An 18,127-nucleotide genomic window follows, 5' to 3' on the forward strand; every position below is an offset into this window, starting at 1 on the left:
ATGAAGAACTGCGCGTATTGCAAGGCTCAGCTGCACGGTCCTGTCGGCTATTGCCCGTATTGCGCGCAGCCGGTCGATGGCGCGCCACGGGCGGCACCCGTGCCGTCCGTAGCGCCTGCGCCAGCCGTGCGGCCGCGCCAGCCGCCGCCCACGCCGGTGGCCGCGCCCGCACGGGCACTCGCACCGGCACCGGTATCGGCACCCGGGGCGGCGCCTGTCGCGCCGCCCCGGCGCGCGGCGCAAGGGCCGCCGCCGGCGCCCGCTGCCGCGCCGCCGTCCGCGCGCCGCTGGCTTCCCTGGGCCGCTGGCGTGGCGGCGCTGGCGGCCGTCGCCTGGTTGTTGTCGGGTAACAAGGAAGACGCCGCCTGCAACGCCGCCATCGACAGCGGCCTGGCGCTGGTGGCGAACGGCAGCCTTGATGGCGCGCGGCAAAAACTGGCCACGGCGCAGGCCGCGTGCGGCGGCACGTCGGCCAGGCTGGCGCAGTTGCAGGCCGCCATCGGCAAGACGGCGGCCGCGTCGGCCGCCTGCCAGCGCGCGGTGCGCGCCATCGGACGCGATCTCGACAGTCATCGCCTGCTCAGCGCCGCCCAGGGACTGGCCACGCTGGCTGCTGCTTGCGACGACACGGCCACGGTGGCCGCGCTGCGCCGGCAACTGGCGCAGCGGCAGGCGGCGGCCGCTGCCGTGCAGGCGGGTGTGCGCCAGGCGCTCGACGAGCGTGCCGTGGCCACGGCGCAAGCCGGCATCGCCAGGCTGGAAAGCCTGGACCGCGAATATCCTGACTTGCCGCAGTTGAAGGCGGACCTGCGGGCGCTGGCCAGCGCGGCCAGCGCCGGGCCGGCCGCCGTGCCCGCGCCGCCCGCACCGCGGCGACAGTCGCGGGAACCGCCGGCCTCGCGCGTGGTCGAATCCGATACGCCGCGCCGCATGCCGGAGCCGGTGGCGCCTGCGCCATCGGCTGGCGGCAATGATGCGGCGGCGCGTGCCGAGATGGCGCAGTCGTTTGTGCGCGATGCCGAGCGGGCCTTGTTGGAGCGCAAGTTCGATGCGGCGAAGACTTACCTGGAAGGCGCGCGGCGGCTCGATCCCGGCAATGCGCAGATCGACAGCCTGTCGCGCCAGATCCGCGCGCGCGAGCGGCAGGTACTGCAGACGGAAACGTCGATACGCTGACGCGCGGCGCATCCGGCCCCGACATATTGGCACACTGTCATACGGAGGTTTCATGTTGCACGCCACCACCCTGCGCGCCATCGCGGCGCTGACCCTGGCCGCCACGCTGGCGGGCTGCGCCACCATGCCGCCGGGCGGCGCGGCGCCATCGGCAGGCGATGGCCGGGCGGCGGCCGATGCCGATCCCTGCAGCGTGGGCGCGTCCGCAGCGGCGGGCGCGGCCGTGGGGGCCTTGCTGGGCGCCCTCGTCAATGGCCGCGATGGCGTGCTGCAGGGCGCGGCCATCGGCGGCGGACTGGCCGCGGCGGGTTGCCTGGCGTTCAATGTGCAGACGCGCCAGACCAAGACGGCGGCGCAGGCGGACCGCGACTACATCCGCGTGCGCGGCGCGCTGCCGCGCGAACCGCAGGTGGTGGCCTACACGCAGCAGCTGAGCGCAGCCACCGTCAGGCGTGGCCAGCCATTTAACATCCATTCCGTGGTGGAACTGGTCAATGGCAGCGCGCAGGGCGTCAGCGACGTGCGCGAGGAGCTGGTGCTGTCCGATCCCCAGGGCCAGCCATTCAAGTCCGGCTCGAAGGTGCTCTCCAGCACGAACAGGGGCGGCGGGCGCTTTGAAAATTCATTTGAGCTGACCTTGCCGCCCGGCGTCTCGCAGGGCATGTATGGCATCCGCACCAATCTGTACGTCAACGGCAAGCTGCTGGCCACGCGCGACTTGCGCACGCAGCTGGTCAGGCGCGCGACGACGGCGTCGATGCTGGCGCTGCGCTAGGCGTCGGCGGCCACTGCGTCCAGCAGCCAGTCCTGGAAGGCGGCGATGCGCGGGTCGCCGCCGCTGCCCTGCGGATAGACCAGGTGGTAGGCGTAGTCGCGCGCCACGGGCATGCCGATGTCGAACAGGCGCACCAGCCGGCCTTGCGCCAGTTCCTTGCTGAGCATGGCCAGTTCCAGCAAGCCCACGGCGGTGCCATCGAGCACGGCCTGCAGCACATGGCCGGAGTCGCCGAAGCCCACGCAAGCGTCGCCGTTGAAATGCGGCACACCTGCCGCCGCCATCCACATGGGCCAGTTCGGCCACGCCACGCCGTCGATCCGGCAATCCACATGGCATAGCGTATGGCCGAGCAAGTCGCGCGGCTGGCGCAGCCCCGTGCCGCTGTCGCGCAGCGCGGGGCTGCATACGGGCACGACGATCGTGCCAAACAGGCGCCTGGCCTGCGCATGCGGATAGTTGCCGGCGCCAAAGCGGATGGCGACATCGACGTCGTCCGTCGCGAAATCGCGCACCTCGTCGCTGATGTCGAACGTCAATTCCACGGCGGGATGGGCGGCCCGCCACTGCGCCAGCCGGGGCAGCATCCAGCTGGTGGCGAAACGGGGTCCCATGGACAGGCGCAGCGGCGCCGCGCCGCGGTCCAGGCGCCGGGCGCGGGCCACCGCATGCTGCAAGGTGGCCAGGGCATCGGCGGCGGCCTCGAACAGCAGGCCGCCGGCCGCCGTCAGCGCCATGCTGCGGCTGTTGCGCGTAAAAAGTACCAGGTCCAGCTGTTCTTCGATTTCCTTGACCTGGTAGCTGACGGCGGCCGGCGTCAAGCCCAGTTCGTCGGCAGCGCGCGTGAAGTTGCGGTGGCGCGCCGCCGCCTCGAAGGTTCTCAGTGCCCGGGTGCCGGGAAGCATGCGTTTCATGGGTCTTCAAGGAAAATTGAATGATGGGTAAAAAATACTCGTTTCTCAAGCGCTAGCCGATTGCCGATAATGATTTTCCTTGATGATACACGTGGAGAAAAAATGTTTGTGGCTCAACTCAATGGCCGTCCCGCCAGCAGCGCGGAGCTGGCGCCGCTGGCCTATGCCGGCTATGCCCATTTCACGGCCATGCAGGTGCGCGCCGGCCAGGTGCGCGGCCTCGACCTGCACCTGGCCCGGCTGCGCCAGGCGTCGCTGCAATTGTTTGGTGCGGCATTGCCCGACGACACCGTGCGGGCCCGCCTGCGCGCGGCGCTGCAGGCCAGTCCTGCCGATTGCTCATTGACGGCGAGCTTGTCCTGCCCAGCCGGCGAATTCGCCGTGGCCGCCGCCCCGGCGATGCCGCAGTTGCTGGTGCGCACCAGTCCGCCATCGGATGGCCCGCCGGGGCCGCTGCGCCTGATGGCGGTCGAACATGAACGCATGTTGCCGTCGATCAAACACGTGGGGGAAATCGCCAAGACATATTATTTGCGCCAGGCGGCCCGGCAAGGACTGGAGGACGCCGCCTTCCTTGACCGCGAGGGCCGCCTCAGCGAGGGGACGATCTGGAACCTGGCGTTCTGGGATGGCCAGGCCGTGGTGTGGCCCGTGGCCGCCATGTTGGCGGGCACGACGATGAGCATCGTGCGCCGCCAGCTGGAGCGGCTGGGCGTGCCGCAGCGCGAGCAGGAAATGCGCCTGGCCGACGTGGCTGGCATGGCCGGCGCCGTTGTCATGAATTCCTGGACGCCGGGCGTGCCCGTCACGCGCATCGGCGACATCGATCTGCCGCCCGCGCCGGCGTTTCTGGCCTTGTTGCACCGGGCGTTTCAGGCGGAAGCGTTGCTGCTGCCTTAGCTTAGGCGCCGCCCTGATAGCCGTGCTGCCGCCACGCCTCGTAGACGACGACGGCCACCGTATTCGATAAATTCAAGCTGCGGTTGTCCGGGCGCATCGGCAGGCGGATGCGTTGCTCGGCAGGAAAACCGTCGCGCAGGGCGGGATCCAGGCCTTTTGTTTCCGAGCCGAACACGAACACGTCGCCGGGCAGGAAGGCCACCTCGCCGAACGGGCGCGAGCCGCGCGTGGTCATGGCGAACATGCGGGCCGGGTCGGGCTGGGCGTCGGCCAGGAACGCTGCCCAATTCTTGTGCACCTTCATCTTGGCGTAATCGTGGTAATCGAGGCCGGCGCGCTTCATCTTGGCGTCGTCGAGCGGAAAGCCCAGCGGTTCGACCAGATGCAGCTGCGCGCCCGTGTTGGCGCACAGGCGGATGATGTTGCCCGTGTTGGGCGGGATTTCAGGTTCTACCAAAACGACATGAAACAAGATGCTCTCCAATAGGCATAAAAACCGTTGTTAGTTAACTAGTGCGGCGGCGTGCGGGCCACGACCAGGACGCTGACCCGCGCCGCGCCATGGCGCTTGAAGGCGGCGGCCAGCACGTTGGCGGTATGGCCGCTGCTCATCACGTCGTCGACGATGCCGACATGGCATCCGCGCAGCATGGCCGCATGTTGCGGCGCGACGGCAAACGCCTGCGCCAGGTTGGCCTGGCGTTCGCCTGGCGCCACGCCGCTCTGTGCCCGCGTTTCGCGCACCCGCAGCGCCAGGCGGGGCTGCAGCGGAATGGCCAGCAGGCGCGCCAGCGGACGGGCAATTTCCAGCGCCTGGTTAAACCCCCGCTCGGCCAGGCGCCCCGCCGCGAGCGGCACGGGGCACAGCAATTGCGGCAGCTCGCGGCCCGGCTGGCGCAATTCATCCGCGATGGCCTCCTGCAGTAGCTGCGCAAACAGGGGCGCCAGCGCCAGGCGCGCGCCAAATTTCAGTTGCAGCAGCAACTGGTCGACGGGGGCCGCATAATCGAACGCCGTGAACGTGGCATCGTACGCGGGCGCCCGGCGCAGGCAGCGGCCGCACACGCTGGCCGCGTCGGCCAGCGGATTGGCGCACTGGCGGCAGCGGGGGCGGACCTGCCCCAGGTACTGCGCGCGGCACGGCGAACACAGCATTTCCTGGCAACTGGCGCCGCACAGCGCGCACTGTGCCGGCAGCAGGCTGGCGCACAGCCGCCGCAGCGCCGGCCATGCCGTGCGTCGATAGGGCCAGGAAGCGTTCTTCATCGCAATCGCGTTGATCCATGTACACTGCCGACATTATCTCATCTCACCCGATTCGACATGCCAGTTCCCACCAGTCCGCCCAAAATGAGTGCGCCCATCGATGCGGTGCAAGTACGCGATTTCTTTTCCCGTCCGGCGCGCGCCGCGCCGTCGGACTTCCTGCGCCGGGAAGTCTCACAGCGCATGCACGAGCGCCTCGAGCTGGTGAAAATCACGCCCTTGCGCGTGCTCGACGCCGGCTGCGGCCCTGGCGCGGACCTGGCGCAGCTGCACAAGGATTATCCCGCAGCGCAGATCATCGGTCTCGATGCAGCGCAAGCGATGATGCAGGCGGCGCGCGCGCCGGCGTCGAAACTGGCCGGCCTGAACCAGTTCCTCAGCAAGCTCCTGCCGGCCAAGGCGGGCGTGGACCTGTTGTGCGGCGACCTGGGCGACCTGCCGCTGGCGCCGAACAGCATCGACCTGGTGTGGTCCAACCTGGCGCTGCACTGGCACGCCCAGCCCGACCGCGTGTTTGCCGAATGGCGGCGCGCGCTGCGCCTGGACGGCTTGCTGATGTTTTCCTGCTTCGGTCCCGATACTTTCCGCGAAGTGCGCGACGCGTTCGCCGAAGCGGACCTGTATCCGCACGCCTTGCCCTTCGTCGACATGCACGACTTTGGCGACATGCTGGTCGAGACGGGTTTTTCCACGCCCGTGCTGGACATGGAGATCATCACCGTGACCTACGATACGGCGGAAAAACTGCTGGCCGACGTGCGCGCGTTCGGCGGCAACCCGCTGACCACGCGCCGGCGCGGCCTGATGGGCAAGGCGGCCTGGCGGCGCATGCTGGACGCGCTGGAAAAGAGGCGCCGTCCCGACGGCAAGCTGGGCCTGAGTTTCGAGATCATCTACGGCCACGCCTTCCGTCCGGCGCCGCGCGTGACGCGCAATGGCGAGGCCATCATCCGCTTCGATCTGCCGCGCAAGCCGAAATGACGGCAGAAAGAAACCGACACTCGGTTGCCATTCGCGCATGGAGGTGCGACAAGCGTTGCAAAGCGCGCGGCGGCCGGGCCGGGGGCGCGCGCAACGCCGATTATTGCTTGATGGATTCAAGTTTACTTGATTATAATCGTTGACTGTTTTGTCAGCTTGCCAAGTAGAAAAAACAAGGGCTGCCTGCAAAATAAAAAAAACAAAGCGAGACTTATTCGAAGTTACTGCATTAGTATAGTAACCATCTTCCATGCATGGCCATATCAGGGCGTGGAAGAAAAACAGGATTCCAGCATGGTTGTTCGTCTGCGTTTTGCTGCCGGCGGCCAGCATGGAATTCGCTGGTGCTTGACGCGCATGGCCGGGATTTGGCCGTGTCGCTTTCATGGAGGAGCGGCAGCGGTCCAGTACGGAGAAATCCGCAGCCGTTTAAAATATCATTATTTTTGGGTGGTTGGGGAAAACATGAAACATGCAAAGCGACTTCAATCGTTGATGCTCGGGCTGTCGCTGACAGCCGCCGGTATCGGGCGATGGGCCACGGCGGCACCGGCAGCCGGCACCTATCCCGGCACTGGCGGTCCCGTGCCGTTCGAGATGAATCTGCAACCGCCGGCGACACAGATCGCCCATGAAATCTACGATTTGCACACCTGGATGATGGTCATCTGCCTGGTGATCTTCGTTGCCGTCTTCGGCGTCATGTTTTATTCCATCCTCAAGCACCGCAAGTCCCTGGGCCACAAGCCGGCCACCTTCCACGAAAGCACCACCGTCGAGATCGCCTGGACCGTCGTGCCTTTCCTGATCGTCATCGGCATGGCCCTGCCTGCCACGCGCACCGTGGTCGGCATGAAGGATACCTCGAATGCCGACATCACCATCAAGGCCACCGGCATGCAGTGGAAATGGGGCTATGACTACCTGAAGGGCGAGGGCGAGGGCATTTCCTTCCTCTCCAACCTGGCCACGCCGCGCGCGCAAGTGGGGGCGCCGGGCATGCCGCCGACGGAAAAACGCGGCGAAAACTACCTGATCGAAGTCGACAATGAAGTCGTGGTGCCGGTCAACAAGAAGATCCGCATGGTACTGACGGCCAACGACGTCATCCATGCCTGGTCCGTGCCCGCCTTCGGCGTGAAGCAGGATGCCATTCCCGGCTTCGTGCGCGACACCTGGTTCAAGTCCGACCATATCGGCACCTTCCGCGGCAATTGCGCCGAACTGTGCGGCAAGGAACACGCCTTCATGCCCATCGTCGTCAAAGTGGTGTCCCACGACGATTACAAGGTATGGGTTGATAAAAAACAAAAGGAGATGGCGGCACTGGCCGATGATCCGAACAAGACCTGGACCATCGACGAGTTGAAAGTCAAGGGCGAGAAAGTCTATGCCGCCAACTGCGTGGTCTGCCACCAGGCGACAGGCAAGGGCGTGCCGGGAGCGTTTGCCGCGCTCGACGGCTCGCCCGTGGTGAACGGTCCGAAGGCGGCACAGATCCATGTCTTGCTGAACGGGCAAAAGAGCGGCAAATTCCCGGCTGAAATGCCAGCCTGGAAACAGCTGTCCGACACGGATATCGCGGCAGTGATTACTTACACGCGCAATACCTGGTCGAACAAGGCCGAAGAGAACATCGTTCAACCAGCCGAAATCGTGGCTGCACGCAAGTAATTAGGAGCCGCATATGAGTACTAGCACCTTGGACCACGCCGGTCACGATCATAGCCACGACCATCCGACCGGCTTGCGCCGCTGGCTGTTTGCCACCAACCACAAGGATATCGGTACCCTGTACCTGTGGTTCTCGTTCATCATGCTGCTGTCGGGCGGCGTGCTGGCCTTGATGATACGCACGGAACTGTTCCATCCGGGCCTGCAATTTTTCCAGCCTGAATTCTTCAACCAGCTGACCACCATGCACGGCCTGGTGATGGTGTTTGGCGCCATCATGCCGGCCTTCGTCGGCTATGCCAACTGGATGATCCCGCTGCAGGTGGGCGCCTCCGACATGGCGTTTGCGCGCATGAACAACTTCTCGTTCTGGCTGCTGCCGCCGGCCGCCATCCTGCTGGCCACCTCCTTCCTCGTGCCCGGTGGCGCCACGGCCGCCGGCTGGACCCTGTATGCGCCGCTGTCGACGCAGATGGGCCCCGGCATGGACATGGCCATTTTCGCCATGCACCTGATGGGCGCTTCGTCCATCATGGGCTCGATCAACATCATCGTCACCATCCTCAACATGCGCGCACCGGGCATGACCCTGATGAAAATGCCGATGTTCTGCTGGACTTGGCTCATTACCGCGTATCTCTTGATCGCCGTCATGCCGGTGCTCGCCGGCGCCATTACCATGACCCTGACGGACCGCCATTTCGGCACGTCCTTCTTTAACGCGGCAGGCGGCGGCGACCCCGTCATGTACCAGCACATCTTCTGGTTCTTCGGTCACCCCGAGGTCTACATCATGATCTTGCCGGCTTTCGGCATCGTCTCGCAGATCCTGCCCGCGTTTGCCCGCAAGCCCCTGTTCGGCTATGCCTCGATGGTCTACGCCACGGCCTCGATCGCGATCCTGTCCTTCATCGTCTGGGCGCATCACATGTTTACTACCGGCATGCCGGTGACGAGCCAGCTGTTCTTCATGTACGCGACCATGCTGATCGCCGTGCCCACGGGCGTGAAAGTGTTCAACTGGATCGCCACCATGTGGAAGGGCTCGATGACCTTCGAGACGCCGATGCTGTTCTCGGTGGGCTTCATCTTCGTGTTTACCATGGGCGGCTTCACGGGTCTGATCCTGGCCGTCACGCCGATCGACATCCAGCTGCAGGATACCTATTATGTGGTGGCGCACTTCCACTACGTGTTGGTGGCCGGTTCCCTGTTCGCCCTGTTCGCCGGCTTCTACTACTGGTCGCCGAAATGGACGGGCCACATGTACAACGAGACGCGCGGCAAGATCCACTTCTGGCTGTCGCTGATCACGTTCAACGTGACCTTCTTCCCGATGCACTTCCTGGGCCTGGCCGGCATGCCGCGCCGCTACGCCGACTATCCGGCGCAGTTCACGGACTTCAACATGATCGCCTCGATCGGCGGCTTCGGTTTCGGCCTGATGCAGGTGTACTTCCTGTTCTTCGTCGTCTTGCCGACCATCCGCGGCGGCAAGGCTGCGCCGGCGAAACCATGGGAAGGCGCGGAAGGCCTGGAATGGACCGTGCCGAGCCCGGCGCCGTTCCACACGTTTGAAACGCCGCCCATCGTCAAGTAATCGTCAAGTAATGCCAGTGTCACGGGCCGGCGCCACTGCCGGCCCCTTTGAATAGAGTGCCTGCCATGACCGAAGTGAAAACTGAGCGCAAGAAACCGAACAACCTGCGTACCGGACTGATATTGGGGGGCCTGGCGGCCTTCTTCTTCCTGTCCGTGTTCGCCAAGCGCCTGTGGTTCTGACGTGACGAGCCCCGTGCAACAGGAAACGCGCGGCCTGAACCGCAAGATGCTGGGCAAGCTGCTCGTCATTGCCGTGTTGATGTTCGGCTTTGGCTATGCCCTGATTCCCGTCTATAAGCAGATTTGCGAAGTGATGGGCATCAACGTGCTGACGCAGAAGGATGGCACGGTTGCCTACGACAACAACACGCAGGTCGACACGACGCGCAGCGTCACCGTCGAATTCGACGGCAATGCCCAGGGACCGTGGCGCTTCCGTCCCACCGTGTCGAGCATGAAAGTGCACCCGGGCGAACTGGTCACCGTGATGTACGAGGTGGTCAACACGCAGGGGCGCACCGTCAATGCGCAAGCCATTCCCAGCTACGCGCCGCAGAGCGCGACGCCGCATTTCAAGAAGGTCGAGTGTTTCTGCTTCAAGCAGCAGACCTTGAAGCCGCACGAGGCGCGGCAGATGCCGGTGGTGTTCTTCCTCGATCCGGCGCTGCCGAAAGAGGTGAAGACCATCACCCTGTCGTACACGTTTTTCGAGATCGCCGGTCTGAGCCAGGCTCAGACGCCGGCCGTCCAATAGGAGAGTGCCATGAGCGAGCCGCAAGCAGCCAAACCGCAGAAAGCGTCGTTCCTGTATTCGCTGCGGGCCGTGGTGTGGTCGTTTACAGGCTTGCGCCGCAAGAGCGACTTCGATACGGATTCAGCCAAGATCAATCCCGTGCATATCGTCATCGCCGGTTTCCTGGTGGTGGCTTGCCTGATCGGCATCCTGATTTCAATTGTTAAATTCGTCGTTTTATAAATTATAAAAAACCACCCTATAAGTTTTCGAGGAGATGATGATGAGTTCCAACCACGCCGCAGCACCCTATTATTTTGTGCCGGGACCGTCGCGCTGGCCCATGCTGGGCGGCGCCAGCCTGCTGCTGACCATGATAGGCGCCTCGGCCTGGGTCAACGATGTCTCCTGGGGACCGTACGTGAATTACCTGGGCCTGGCCGGCATCCTGCTGGTGCTGTATTTCTGGTTCGGCGACGCCATCGGCGAATCGGAAAAAGGCTTGTACAGCGAGCGCATCGACCACTCGTTTCGCTGGAGCATGAGCTGGTTCATCTTTTCCGAAGTCATGTTCTTTGCCGCCTTCTTCGGCGCCCTGTTCTATGCGCGCAGCATTTCGATGCCGTGGCTGGGTGACCTCGACCACAAGCTGATCTGGCCGGATTTCGCGGCGCACTGGGGCAATACGGGCCCGGCCGGCACGGTGCAGGAATTCACCACCATGACGCCGTTCTGGATTCCCACCATTAACACGGCGCTGCTGCTGACCTCGGGTGTCACCTTGACCATCTCGCACCACGCGCTGCGCGCCGGCCACCGCGCCATGACGGCCCTGTTCCTGTTCGCCACCATCGTGCTGGGCGCCATCTTCATGGGCTTCCAGGTCTACGAATACATGCACGCCTACAGCGAACTGAACTTGAAATTGACGTCCGGCATCTACGGCGCCACCTTCTTCATGCTGACGGGTTTCCACGGCTTCCACGTGACCCTGGGCGCCATCATGCTGTCCGTTATCCTGTACCGCGTGCTCAAGGGCCATTTCACGCCGGAGCACCATTTCGGCTTCGAAGGCGCCGCCTGGTACTGGCACTTTGTCGACGTCGTCTGGCTGGGCCTGTACGTGGTCGTGTATTGGTTATAATGGCGGGGCAGGGCGCGCGTTGTTGAGGCGCGCGCCGGCACCATAAAAAAAGCCGTACCGGGAGATCCTGGGTACGGCTTTTTTCTTAGTGTGAAGAATTTGCCAATCAGGCAATGCCGGGCCTTAATGTATTCCCGTCGGCTGGATGTAGCCCAGATGATGCGCCAGCAGGATCAGCAAAAACAGGGCGATCGACAAGCCCACGCGCATGGCCAGTGCCTGCACGGTACGGTTGCTCTTGCCCTTGTCGCGCATGAGGAAGAACAGGGCCGAGCCCAGGCTGCCCAGGATCAGGATGAAGGCGATGGCAACGAGGATTTTCATGGATGATAGCGCCAGGCGAGAGGAGGTTTCATTGTAATGCGTATCCGCTTCCATTTTAGATGGATTCCCTTTGTTGTAATGCTGCTACTGGTGGTGCTGGGAGTTTCTCTGGCGCAATGGCAACAGCGCCGTGCCGATGAAAAAGTCGCCCGCGCCGCCCGGCTGGAAGCGGGCAACCTGGCCGCACCGCTGGCATTGACGGCCGCGCCCCTGCTGCCGGCCGATGCGCAAGCGATCGAATATCGTCGCGTCACCGTCACCGGCCATTTCGTGCCCGCCTGGACGGTGTACCTGGACAACCGCCCCTACAAGGGCCAGGCCGGCTTCCACGTGCTCACGCCATTTCACATTGAGGGTTCCGCCATGCACGTGCTGGTGGCGCAGGGCTGGTTGCCGCGCAACAATGCCGAGCGCACGCGCATTCCCGACTACGCCACGCCCGCGGGCACCGTCACCATTGCCGGCATCGCGCGCCTGAATGCGGGCCATGTGATGGAACTGGGCACGGCGGCGCCGCTGGCGCCGCACGCCATCGTGCAAAATGCCGATATCGGCCAGCTGGCCTCGGCCAGCGGCCTGGCCCTGCAACCCCTGCTCATCGAACAAACAGTTGATCCAGTTGATCCTTCAACAGCGGCGCCAGCGTCCGGCCAGCTTCCCGTGCGCGACTGGCCGGCGCCCGACCTGGGCGCCGACAAGCACCGCGGCTATGCCTTCCAGTGGTATGCACTGGCACTGATGGCTTTTTTATTTTTTGTCTTTACAGGATTTCGACGTGCAAACAAACAACCCTGAAGCAACGCAAGACAGCACCAATAAACAGGCGCAGAACACGGGCCGCTGGAAACTGCTGGCCGTGGTGGCCGTGTGCGCGTTTCCCATCATCGCCTCGTATTTCACGTATTACATCATCAAGCCCACGGGCCGCAACAATTACGGCGCCCTGATCGACCCGCGCCTGTATCCGATACCGGAAGCGCAGCTGCAGGTGACGGAACTCGATGGCAAGGCGGCGCCGCTGGCGCAGTTCAAGGGCAAGTGGGTGCTGTTGCAGACGGGGCCGTCCGACTGCCAGGCAGCGTGCAAGCAGCAACTGTTTGCCATGCAGCAGCTGCGTTTGATGCAGGGCAAGGAACGCGAGCGCATCGAGCGTGTCTGGCTGGTGACGGATGCGCAGCCGCTCGACACCCTCGTGATGCGCGAATTCGACGGCACCAGCATGCTGCGTGTGAATAATGACGCCCTGAAGGCGTGGTTGCCCGTGGAGCCGGGTGGCCAGGCGGCCGAGCACCTGTATCTGATCGATCCGTTGGGCAACCTGATGATGCGCTTCCCGAAAGACGCGGACCCGAACAAGGTCAAGAAAGACATCGCCAAGCTGCTCAAAGCTTCGGCGATCGGTTGAGGAGTCTGCATGCCGACGATGCATCTCTCCGCGCTGGCCCAGCTGGGCTTGACTGGCCTGCTGGTGGCGCTGTTGCCTTTGACCATGGTCTGGGTGTCCGCGGACGCGAATAAATACCGCAAGCTCGTGTGGATCGCCGTCTTCCTGACGGTGGACCTGATCATGTTCGGCGGCTTTACGCGGCTGTCCGATTCCGGCCTGGGCTGCCCCGACTGGCCCGGCTGTTATGGTTCGGCCAATCCTTTCCTGGCGCACGAGCACATCGTGGCGGCGGAAACCCTGATGCCGACGGGCCCCGTCACGGTGGTGAAAGCGTGGATCGAGATGACGCACCGCTACCTGGCCATGGCCATCGGCGTCTTGATCGTGGCAATGATGGTGCAGGCGTGGCGCCAGTGGAAGAAAAGCCAACGCGAGGAATTCGCCCCCGCGCTGCCGACGGCGCTGTTCCTGTTCGTCTGCCTGCAGGGCGCGTTCGGCGCCTGGACGGTGACATTAAAACTGCAGCCCGTGATCGTCACCATCCACTTGCTGCTGGGCATGGGGCTGCTGGCCATGCTGACGTGGCTGGGCGGGCGCCAGGATAACGCCGTGCAACCTTTGCGGCGCGCCGATGCGGACGCGGCCGTGCTGCGTCCCGTGCGCGCGCTGGCCGTCCTGTCGCTCGTGCTGCTCACCGTGCAGATCGCGCTCGGTGGCTGGGTGAGCACCAACTACGCCACGCTGGCCTGCACGGATTTCCCCCTGTGCGGCGGCAAAGTCATACCGGACATGGATTTCGAGCATGGTTTCCACCTGTGGCGCGAACTGGGCAAGACGGCCGCCGGCCATTACCTGCCGTTTTCCGCGCTGACGGCCATCCACTGGGTGCACCGCAACTTCGCCTTCGTCGTGCTGGCCGGCGTCGGCTATACGGTGTTGCGCGCCTGGAAACTGCCATCGCTGCGCGGCACGGCGCGCTGGATCGCCGTGGTGCTGGCCCTGCAGGCGGGCACGGGCCTGGCGACGATTTACCTGAACTGGCCGCTGTCGATTGCCGTCCTGCATAACGGCGGGGCGGCGCTGCTCGTGTTGTTGCTGACCATGTTAAACTACAAGGCTAAATTCCAACTCGATGTAGCGCGGACGCCTGCCTCCGCCGCCGCGCCAGTGCCCACGGCACCAGCCAGTTCTTCCCGTACCGCATAAATGACTACTCAGACACTCAGCCGTAAACCTTCCCCCCGCATCGCCCAGTATTGGGCGCTGACCAAGCCCCGCGTGACGCAACTGGCCGTGTTTTGCGCCGTCATCGGCATGTTCCTGGCCAGCGAGGAGTTGCCGGACTGGCATGCGGTGGTATTCGGCACCATCGGCATCTGGCTGCTGGCCGGCGCCGCGTTTGCCGTCAACTGCCTGGCCGAGCGCGAGATCGATGCGCGCATGGCGCGCACGGCGCGCCGCCCCATGGCCATGGGCGACATTTCCGTCAAGCAAACGGTGGTGTTCGCGCTCGTGATCGGCGGCCTGGGCATGGCGATCCTGTATCACCTCGTCAATCCGCTGACCATGTGGCTGACCTTTGTCACCTTTGTCGGCTATGCGCTGATCTACACCATGGTGCTGAAACCGGCCACGCCGCAAAATATCGTCATCGGCGGCCTGTCCGGCGCCATGCCGCCCGCGCTGGGCTGGGCCGCCGTGGCCAACGACGTGCCGATGCAGGCGTGGCTGCTGGTCCTGATCATTTTCGTCTGGACGCCGCCGCACTTCTGGGCGCTGGCCATGTACCGGCGCGACGATTACGCGCGTTCGGGCCTGCCCATGCTGCCCGTCACGCACGGCATGCAATTTACGCAATTTCACGTCTGGCTGTACTCGATCGCGCTGGCCGCCACCACCTTGCTGCCGTACGCCGTGCGCATGAGCGGCCTGATCTACCTGGTCTCGGCCGTGGTGCTCAATGCCGGCTTCCTGTATTACGCGTGGAAGATGTACCGCCACTACACGGACTTGATCGCGCGCAAAGCCTTTACGTTTTCCATCATCTACCTGGCCTTGCTGTTCGCGGCCTTGCTGGTCGACCACTACATTCCCCTCGGCACATGAAAAAATACCTGACCCTGTTGTTGGCGGCCTCGCTGGTCGCCGTCCTGGCCGGTTGCGGCAAGCCTGCCGCGACTAAGCTGGCATTCAAGAATACGGACGTGACGGGCCTGGGCTATGCGCGCGAGTTCGCGCTGACGGACCACACGGGCCAGCCGCGCACCCTGGCCGACTACAAGGGCAAGCTGGTGCTGATGTTCTTCGGCTACACGCAATGCCCGGACGTCTGCCCCACGACCATGGCCGACATGGCCCAGGTGATGCGGGAAATGGGCCCGCAGGCGGACCAGGTACAGGTGCTGTTCGTCACCGTCGACCCCGAGCGCGACACGCAGGCCTTGCTGGCGCAATATGTGCCCGCCTTCGACAAGCGTTTCGTCGGCCTGTATGGCAACCTGGAGCAGACGGCCAGGGTGGCCAAGGAATTCAAGGTGTATTACGCCAAGGTCGAAGGCGAGACGGACAGCAGCTACACGGTCGACCACACGGCCGGCACCTATGTGTTCGACCGCGAAGGCAAGATCCGCCTGTTCGTGCGCCACGGCGAAACCCCGGCCGCCATCGCGCACGATCTTAAACTTCTGCTATCCTGATCCGGTCGCGCCCCCGGGCGCCATCTTCAGGATACGCAGTACATGGATAAACGTTTCGAGCCGCACGCCCGCCTGGCAGCCGTCATCTTCTTGCTGATCGGCTGCTTCTTCGTCCTGCGGCCTTTCCTGGCCGCCATGCTGTTTGCCGCCTGCGTCGGCATTTCCAGCTGGCCCCTGTATATCCTCCTGCTGGAACGCCTGAAAGGCCGGCGCAACCTGGCGGCCGCCATCATGACCGTGTCCCTGATCCTGGTCATCGTGCTGCCGCTGGCCCTCGTCACCTACAACCTGGCCGACAATGTCTCGCGCATCTATGAGCAGATCCGCGCCGCGCTGGAAGCGGGCGGCCTGCATCCGCCGGCCTGGCTGGCCAGCATTCCCGTGGTGGGCGACACCATCGCCGGCTACGTGGAGCGCCTGCTCGCCGACCGCGAGGAATTATTGAATTTGGGTAAGACCATGCTGGAACCGGCGCGCCATTTCCTCGCTTCCGGCGGCATTTTGCTGGGCACGGGCCTGGCGCAGACCAGCCTGGCCGTGTTCGTCAGCTTCTTCCTCTACCGCGATGGCCAGCAATTGAGCCGCGCGCTGATGACGGGCGCCGGCCGCATCATCGGCGACAGCGCGCCGGGCGTGGGCCTGACCATCAGCCGCACCGTGCGCGGCGTCATGTATGGCTTGCTGGGCACGGCGCTGGCGCAGGCGCTGGTGGCCGTGATCGGCTTCCTGATCGCCGGCGTGCCGGCCGTCGCGCTGCTGGGCGTGGCCACTTTCATCTTTTCGCTGATACCCGTCGGTCCGCCCCTGATCTGGGGCGGCGCCGCCATCTGGCTGTTCAATGACGGCCAGACGGGCTGGGGCATTTTCATGCTGGTGTGGGGCGCGCTGCTGATCAGCGGCGTCGACAACGTGGTCAAGCCCATGCTGATCAGCCGCGGCAGCAGCTTGCCGTTCCTGCTGGTGCTGCTGGGCGTGCTGGGCGGTGTGCTGGCCTTCGGCTTCGTCGGCATCTTTATCGGGCCGACCTTGCTGGCGGTGCTGTACAGCCTGCTCCAGACGTGGACGGTGGGGGAAACTACCGTGCCGCAGGGCAAGGATACGCTTACCTTGAAAAAAGATTAATCACGTAGATCGGCATCCAGATCCCGCTCCTGCTTCGGGATCACCTTGATCAGCACGATGCGGGGTCCGTTCATCTTCTTGACGACGATGTCGAAGTCGACAAAGGTGATGCGCTGGCCCTGCTTCGGAATGTCACCGAGCTTGACCATGATCAAGCCGCCCACCGATTCCACGTCGTCCAGGCCCAGTTCCTCGTTTTCGATATCGATGCCGAGGATGCGTTCGAGCGAGAAGATGGGCAGGCTGGCCTTGCCGATCAGGGTGCCGTCGCTCTGCTTGAGCCAGTCGTTTTCATTGCGGCGGAATTCGTCGCGGATTTCGCCGACCATGGCGCCGAGCAAGTTATCGAGCGTGATGAAACCCAGCGGGCGCTTGCCCTTCTCGCCGATCAGCGCGAAGTGGGGCGCGCCGTCGCGAAAGCGCCGGAACAGTTCCAATGCCGGCGTGCGCGCGGAAATGATGTCCACGGGACGTAAAAACGGCGTGAGCGAGGTGATCGGTTTGCCCGCCTGCTGGGCAAAGAACAGGTCTTTCAGGTGCACCACGCCCAGCACGTCGTCTTCGTTCGTGTCGAAATACGGGTAGCGGCTGAAGCGGTTGCGCAGCACCGTGTCGAGGTTTTCTTCCAAGGTGTTCGAGGCGTGCAGGGCGATCACTTCATTGATCGGGCGCATCAGGTCCGATACCGTCATCTGTTCGAAATCAAGCGATTGCGCCAGGATGTTGCGCTCGTCGCGCGTAAATTTTTCGCCGGGCTGGCTGGTGCGCAAGATCAGTTTCAGTTCTTCGGACGAGTAATGGGCATCGTGGCCGCCCTTGCCGGACAGGCCCGCCAGGCGCAGCACCCAGTTGGCGCTGGCGTTGAGCAGGTAGATGGCCGGGTACATGGTCCAGTAGAAACCGTACAGGGGAATGGCGCTCCACAGGCCGACGGCTTCCGGGTTGCGGATGGCCATCGATTTGGGCGCCAGTTCGCCCACGACGATGTGCAGGAAGGAAATGACGCTGAAGGCGACGACGAAGGACACGCCGTGGATCAGCTCTTGCGAGGTGACGCCGACGGCGCCGAACAGCGGCTCCAGCAAGCCGGCGAACGCCGGTTCGCCGACCCAGCCCAGGCCCAGCGAGGCCAGCGTGATGCCCAGCTGGCAGGCGGACAGGTAGGCGTCCAGCTGGCCATGCACTTTGGCCAGGATGCGGCCCCGCAGTCCCTGTGTCTTGGCGATGGCGCGGATGCGCGTGCGCCGCAAGGTGACGATGCCAAACTCGGCGGCAACAAAAAAACCGTTCAGCGCGACCAGGAAGAGGGCGAGCAGGACTAGCAAGACATTGTGCATGGGGGCGCTGAAGATGGGCTGTAAAAACGACATCTTAAACGACGAAGGGCGGCATAGCCTAATTTAGCCGCGCTCCCCGCCCGTGCCGGCGCGCGT

The 18,127-nt window shown here is 64.1% G+C and carries 21 protein-coding genes; 16 read left to right on the forward strand and 5 right to left on the reverse strand.

Going from position 1 to position 18,127, the window contains the following annotated elements; genetic code table 11:
* Positions 1-1,176 carry a hypothetical protein gene (locus AC3RCJ_RS05645; RefSeq protein ID WP_492965275.1) on the forward strand — a complete coding sequence of 392 codons (1,176 nt, stop codon included), beginning with the start codon at positions 1-3 and terminating at the stop codon, positions 1,174-1,176.
* Positions 1,177-1,228: 52 nt separating this feature from the next.
* A complete protein-coding gene (locus AC3RCJ_RS05650; RefSeq protein WP_492961685.1) occupies positions 1,229-1,951 on the forward strand; it encodes a hypothetical protein in 723 nt (240 codons plus the stop codon).
* Here AC3RCJ_RS05650 and AC3RCJ_RS05655 read toward each other — a convergent pair.
* Entirely contained in the window at positions 1,948-2,865 is a 918-nt protein-coding gene (locus tag AC3RCJ_RS05655) for a LysR substrate-binding domain-containing protein (protein ID WP_492961683.1), read from the reverse strand. The two genes, AC3RCJ_RS05650 and AC3RCJ_RS05655, sit on opposite strands and share 4 nt — an antisense overlap.
* A gap of 102 nt (positions 2,866-2,967) precedes the next feature.
* Between AC3RCJ_RS05655 and AC3RCJ_RS05660 the strand changes: the two genes are divergently transcribed.
* Positions 2,968-3,765 carry an aminotransferase class IV family protein gene (locus AC3RCJ_RS05660; RefSeq protein ID WP_492961681.1) on the forward strand — a complete coding sequence of 266 codons (798 nt, stop codon included), beginning with the start codon at positions 2,968-2,970 and terminating at the stop codon, positions 3,763-3,765.
* 1 nt (position 3,766) lies between these two features.
* Here the strand turns inward: AC3RCJ_RS05660 and trmL are convergent, their stop codons facing one another.
* Both trmL and AC3RCJ_RS05670 read right to left on the reverse strand, forming a co-directional pair.
* Positions 3,767-4,237 carry a tRNA (uridine(34)/cytosine(34)/5-carboxymethylaminomethyluridine(34)-2'-O)-methyltransferase TrmL gene (gene trmL / locus AC3RCJ_RS05665; protein WP_492961679.1) on the reverse strand — a complete coding sequence of 157 codons (471 nt, stop codon included), beginning with the start codon at positions 4,235-4,237 and terminating at the stop codon, positions 3,767-3,769.
* A gap of 38 nt (positions 4,238-4,275) precedes the next feature.
* Positions 4,276-5,031: a double zinc ribbon domain-containing protein gene (locus AC3RCJ_RS05670; RefSeq protein ID WP_492961677.1), complete on the reverse strand. Its 756-nt coding sequence runs from the start codon at positions 5,029-5,031 to the stop codon at positions 4,276-4,278.
* A gap of 84 nt (positions 5,032-5,115) precedes the next feature.
* Between AC3RCJ_RS05670 and AC3RCJ_RS05675 the strand changes: the two genes are divergently transcribed.
* The 7 genes from AC3RCJ_RS05675 (at position 5,116) to AC3RCJ_RS05705 (ending at position 11,165) form a co-directional block, all read left to right on the forward strand.
* A complete protein-coding gene (locus AC3RCJ_RS05675) occupies positions 5,116-6,012 on the forward strand; it encodes a methyltransferase domain-containing protein (RefSeq protein ID WP_492961675.1) in 897 nt (298 codons plus the stop codon).
* Between the two features lie 465 nt (positions 6,013-6,477).
* Positions 6,478-7,686, forward strand: a complete 1,209-nt coding sequence (coxB, locus tag AC3RCJ_RS05680; RefSeq protein ID WP_492961673.1) for a cytochrome c oxidase subunit II — start codon at positions 6,478-6,480, stop codon at positions 7,684-7,686.
* Between the two features lie 13 nt (positions 7,687-7,699).
* The gene (ctaD, locus tag AC3RCJ_RS05685) at positions 7,700-9,286 is read left to right on the forward strand and encodes a cytochrome c oxidase subunit I (RefSeq protein WP_492961671.1); all 1,587 of its coding nucleotides are present in this window, start codon (positions 7,700-7,702) and stop codon (positions 9,284-9,286) included.
* Positions 9,287-9,351: 65 nt separating this feature from the next.
* Positions 9,352-9,468, forward strand: a complete 117-nt coding sequence (locus tag AC3RCJ_RS05690; protein ID WP_232250973.1) for a cytochrome oxidase small assembly protein — start codon at positions 9,352-9,354, stop codon at positions 9,466-9,468.
* Between the two features lies 1 nt (position 9,469).
* Complete coding sequence (locus tag AC3RCJ_RS05695; protein WP_492961669.1) at positions 9,470-10,042, forward strand: cytochrome c oxidase assembly protein; 573 nt, start codon at positions 9,470-9,472, stop codon at positions 10,040-10,042.
* Positions 10,043-10,051: 9 nt separating this feature from the next.
* The gene (locus AC3RCJ_RS05700) at positions 10,052-10,264 is read left to right on the forward strand and encodes a DUF2970 domain-containing protein (protein ID WP_492961667.1); all 213 of its coding nucleotides are present in this window, start codon (positions 10,052-10,054) and stop codon (positions 10,262-10,264) included.
* A 40-nt stretch (positions 10,265-10,304) separates the two neighbouring features.
* Complete coding sequence (locus AC3RCJ_RS05705; RefSeq protein ID WP_492961665.1) at positions 10,305-11,165, forward strand: cytochrome c oxidase subunit 3; 861 nt, start codon at positions 10,305-10,307, stop codon at positions 11,163-11,165.
* Between the two features lie 123 nt (positions 11,166-11,288).
* Here AC3RCJ_RS05705 and AC3RCJ_RS05710 read toward each other — a convergent pair whose 3' ends face one another.
* On the reverse strand, positions 11,289-11,489 hold the full coding sequence (locus AC3RCJ_RS05710) for a twin transmembrane helix small protein (protein WP_492961663.1): 201 nt from the start codon (positions 11,487-11,489) through the stop codon (positions 11,289-11,291).
* A 36-nt stretch (positions 11,490-11,525) separates the two neighbouring features.
* On the opposite strand from AC3RCJ_RS05710, the gene AC3RCJ_RS05715 reads away from it, so the two are divergent.
* From AC3RCJ_RS05715 to AC3RCJ_RS05740, 6 genes are read left to right on the forward strand one after another with little or no spacing between them, the layout of a single operon-like run.
* Entirely contained in the window at positions 11,526-12,284 is a 759-nt protein-coding gene (locus tag AC3RCJ_RS05715; protein WP_492961661.1) for an SURF1 family protein, read from the forward strand.
* Positions 12,265-12,894 (forward strand): SCO family protein, encoded by a 630-nt coding sequence (locus AC3RCJ_RS05720; protein ID WP_492961659.1) that lies wholly within the window; start codon positions 12,265-12,267, stop codon positions 12,892-12,894. The genes AC3RCJ_RS05715 and AC3RCJ_RS05720 overlap by 20 nt, the downstream gene beginning before the upstream one ends.
* 18 nt (positions 12,895-12,912) lie before the next feature.
* On the forward strand, positions 12,913-14,082 hold the full coding sequence (locus AC3RCJ_RS05725) for a COX15/CtaA family protein (RefSeq protein WP_492961695.1): 1,170 nt from the start codon (positions 12,913-12,915) through the stop codon (positions 14,080-14,082).
* Positions 14,083-14,982, forward strand: a complete 900-nt coding sequence (cyoE, locus tag AC3RCJ_RS05730; RefSeq protein ID WP_492961657.1) for a heme o synthase — start codon at positions 14,083-14,085, stop codon at positions 14,980-14,982. It abuts the gene before it with no gap.
* Entirely contained in the window at positions 14,979-15,572 is a 594-nt protein-coding gene (locus tag AC3RCJ_RS05735; RefSeq protein ID WP_492961655.1) for an SCO family protein, read from the forward strand. The genes cyoE and AC3RCJ_RS05735 overlap by 4 nt, the downstream gene beginning before the upstream one ends.
* A gap of 42 nt (positions 15,573-15,614) precedes the next feature.
* Positions 15,615-16,694 carry an AI-2E family transporter gene (locus AC3RCJ_RS05740; protein WP_492961653.1) on the forward strand — a complete coding sequence of 360 codons (1,080 nt, stop codon included), beginning with the start codon at positions 15,615-15,617 and terminating at the stop codon, positions 16,692-16,694.
* Here the strand turns inward: AC3RCJ_RS05740 and AC3RCJ_RS05745 are convergent.
* Entirely contained in the window at positions 16,691-18,031 is a 1,341-nt protein-coding gene (locus tag AC3RCJ_RS05745) for a hemolysin family protein (protein WP_492961651.1), read from the reverse strand. The genes AC3RCJ_RS05740 and AC3RCJ_RS05745 overlap by 4 nt on opposite strands.
* Positions 18,032-18,127 lie beyond the last annotated feature (96 nt).

The organism is Janthinobacterium sp. GW822-FHT07H11, assembly GCF_058798615.1.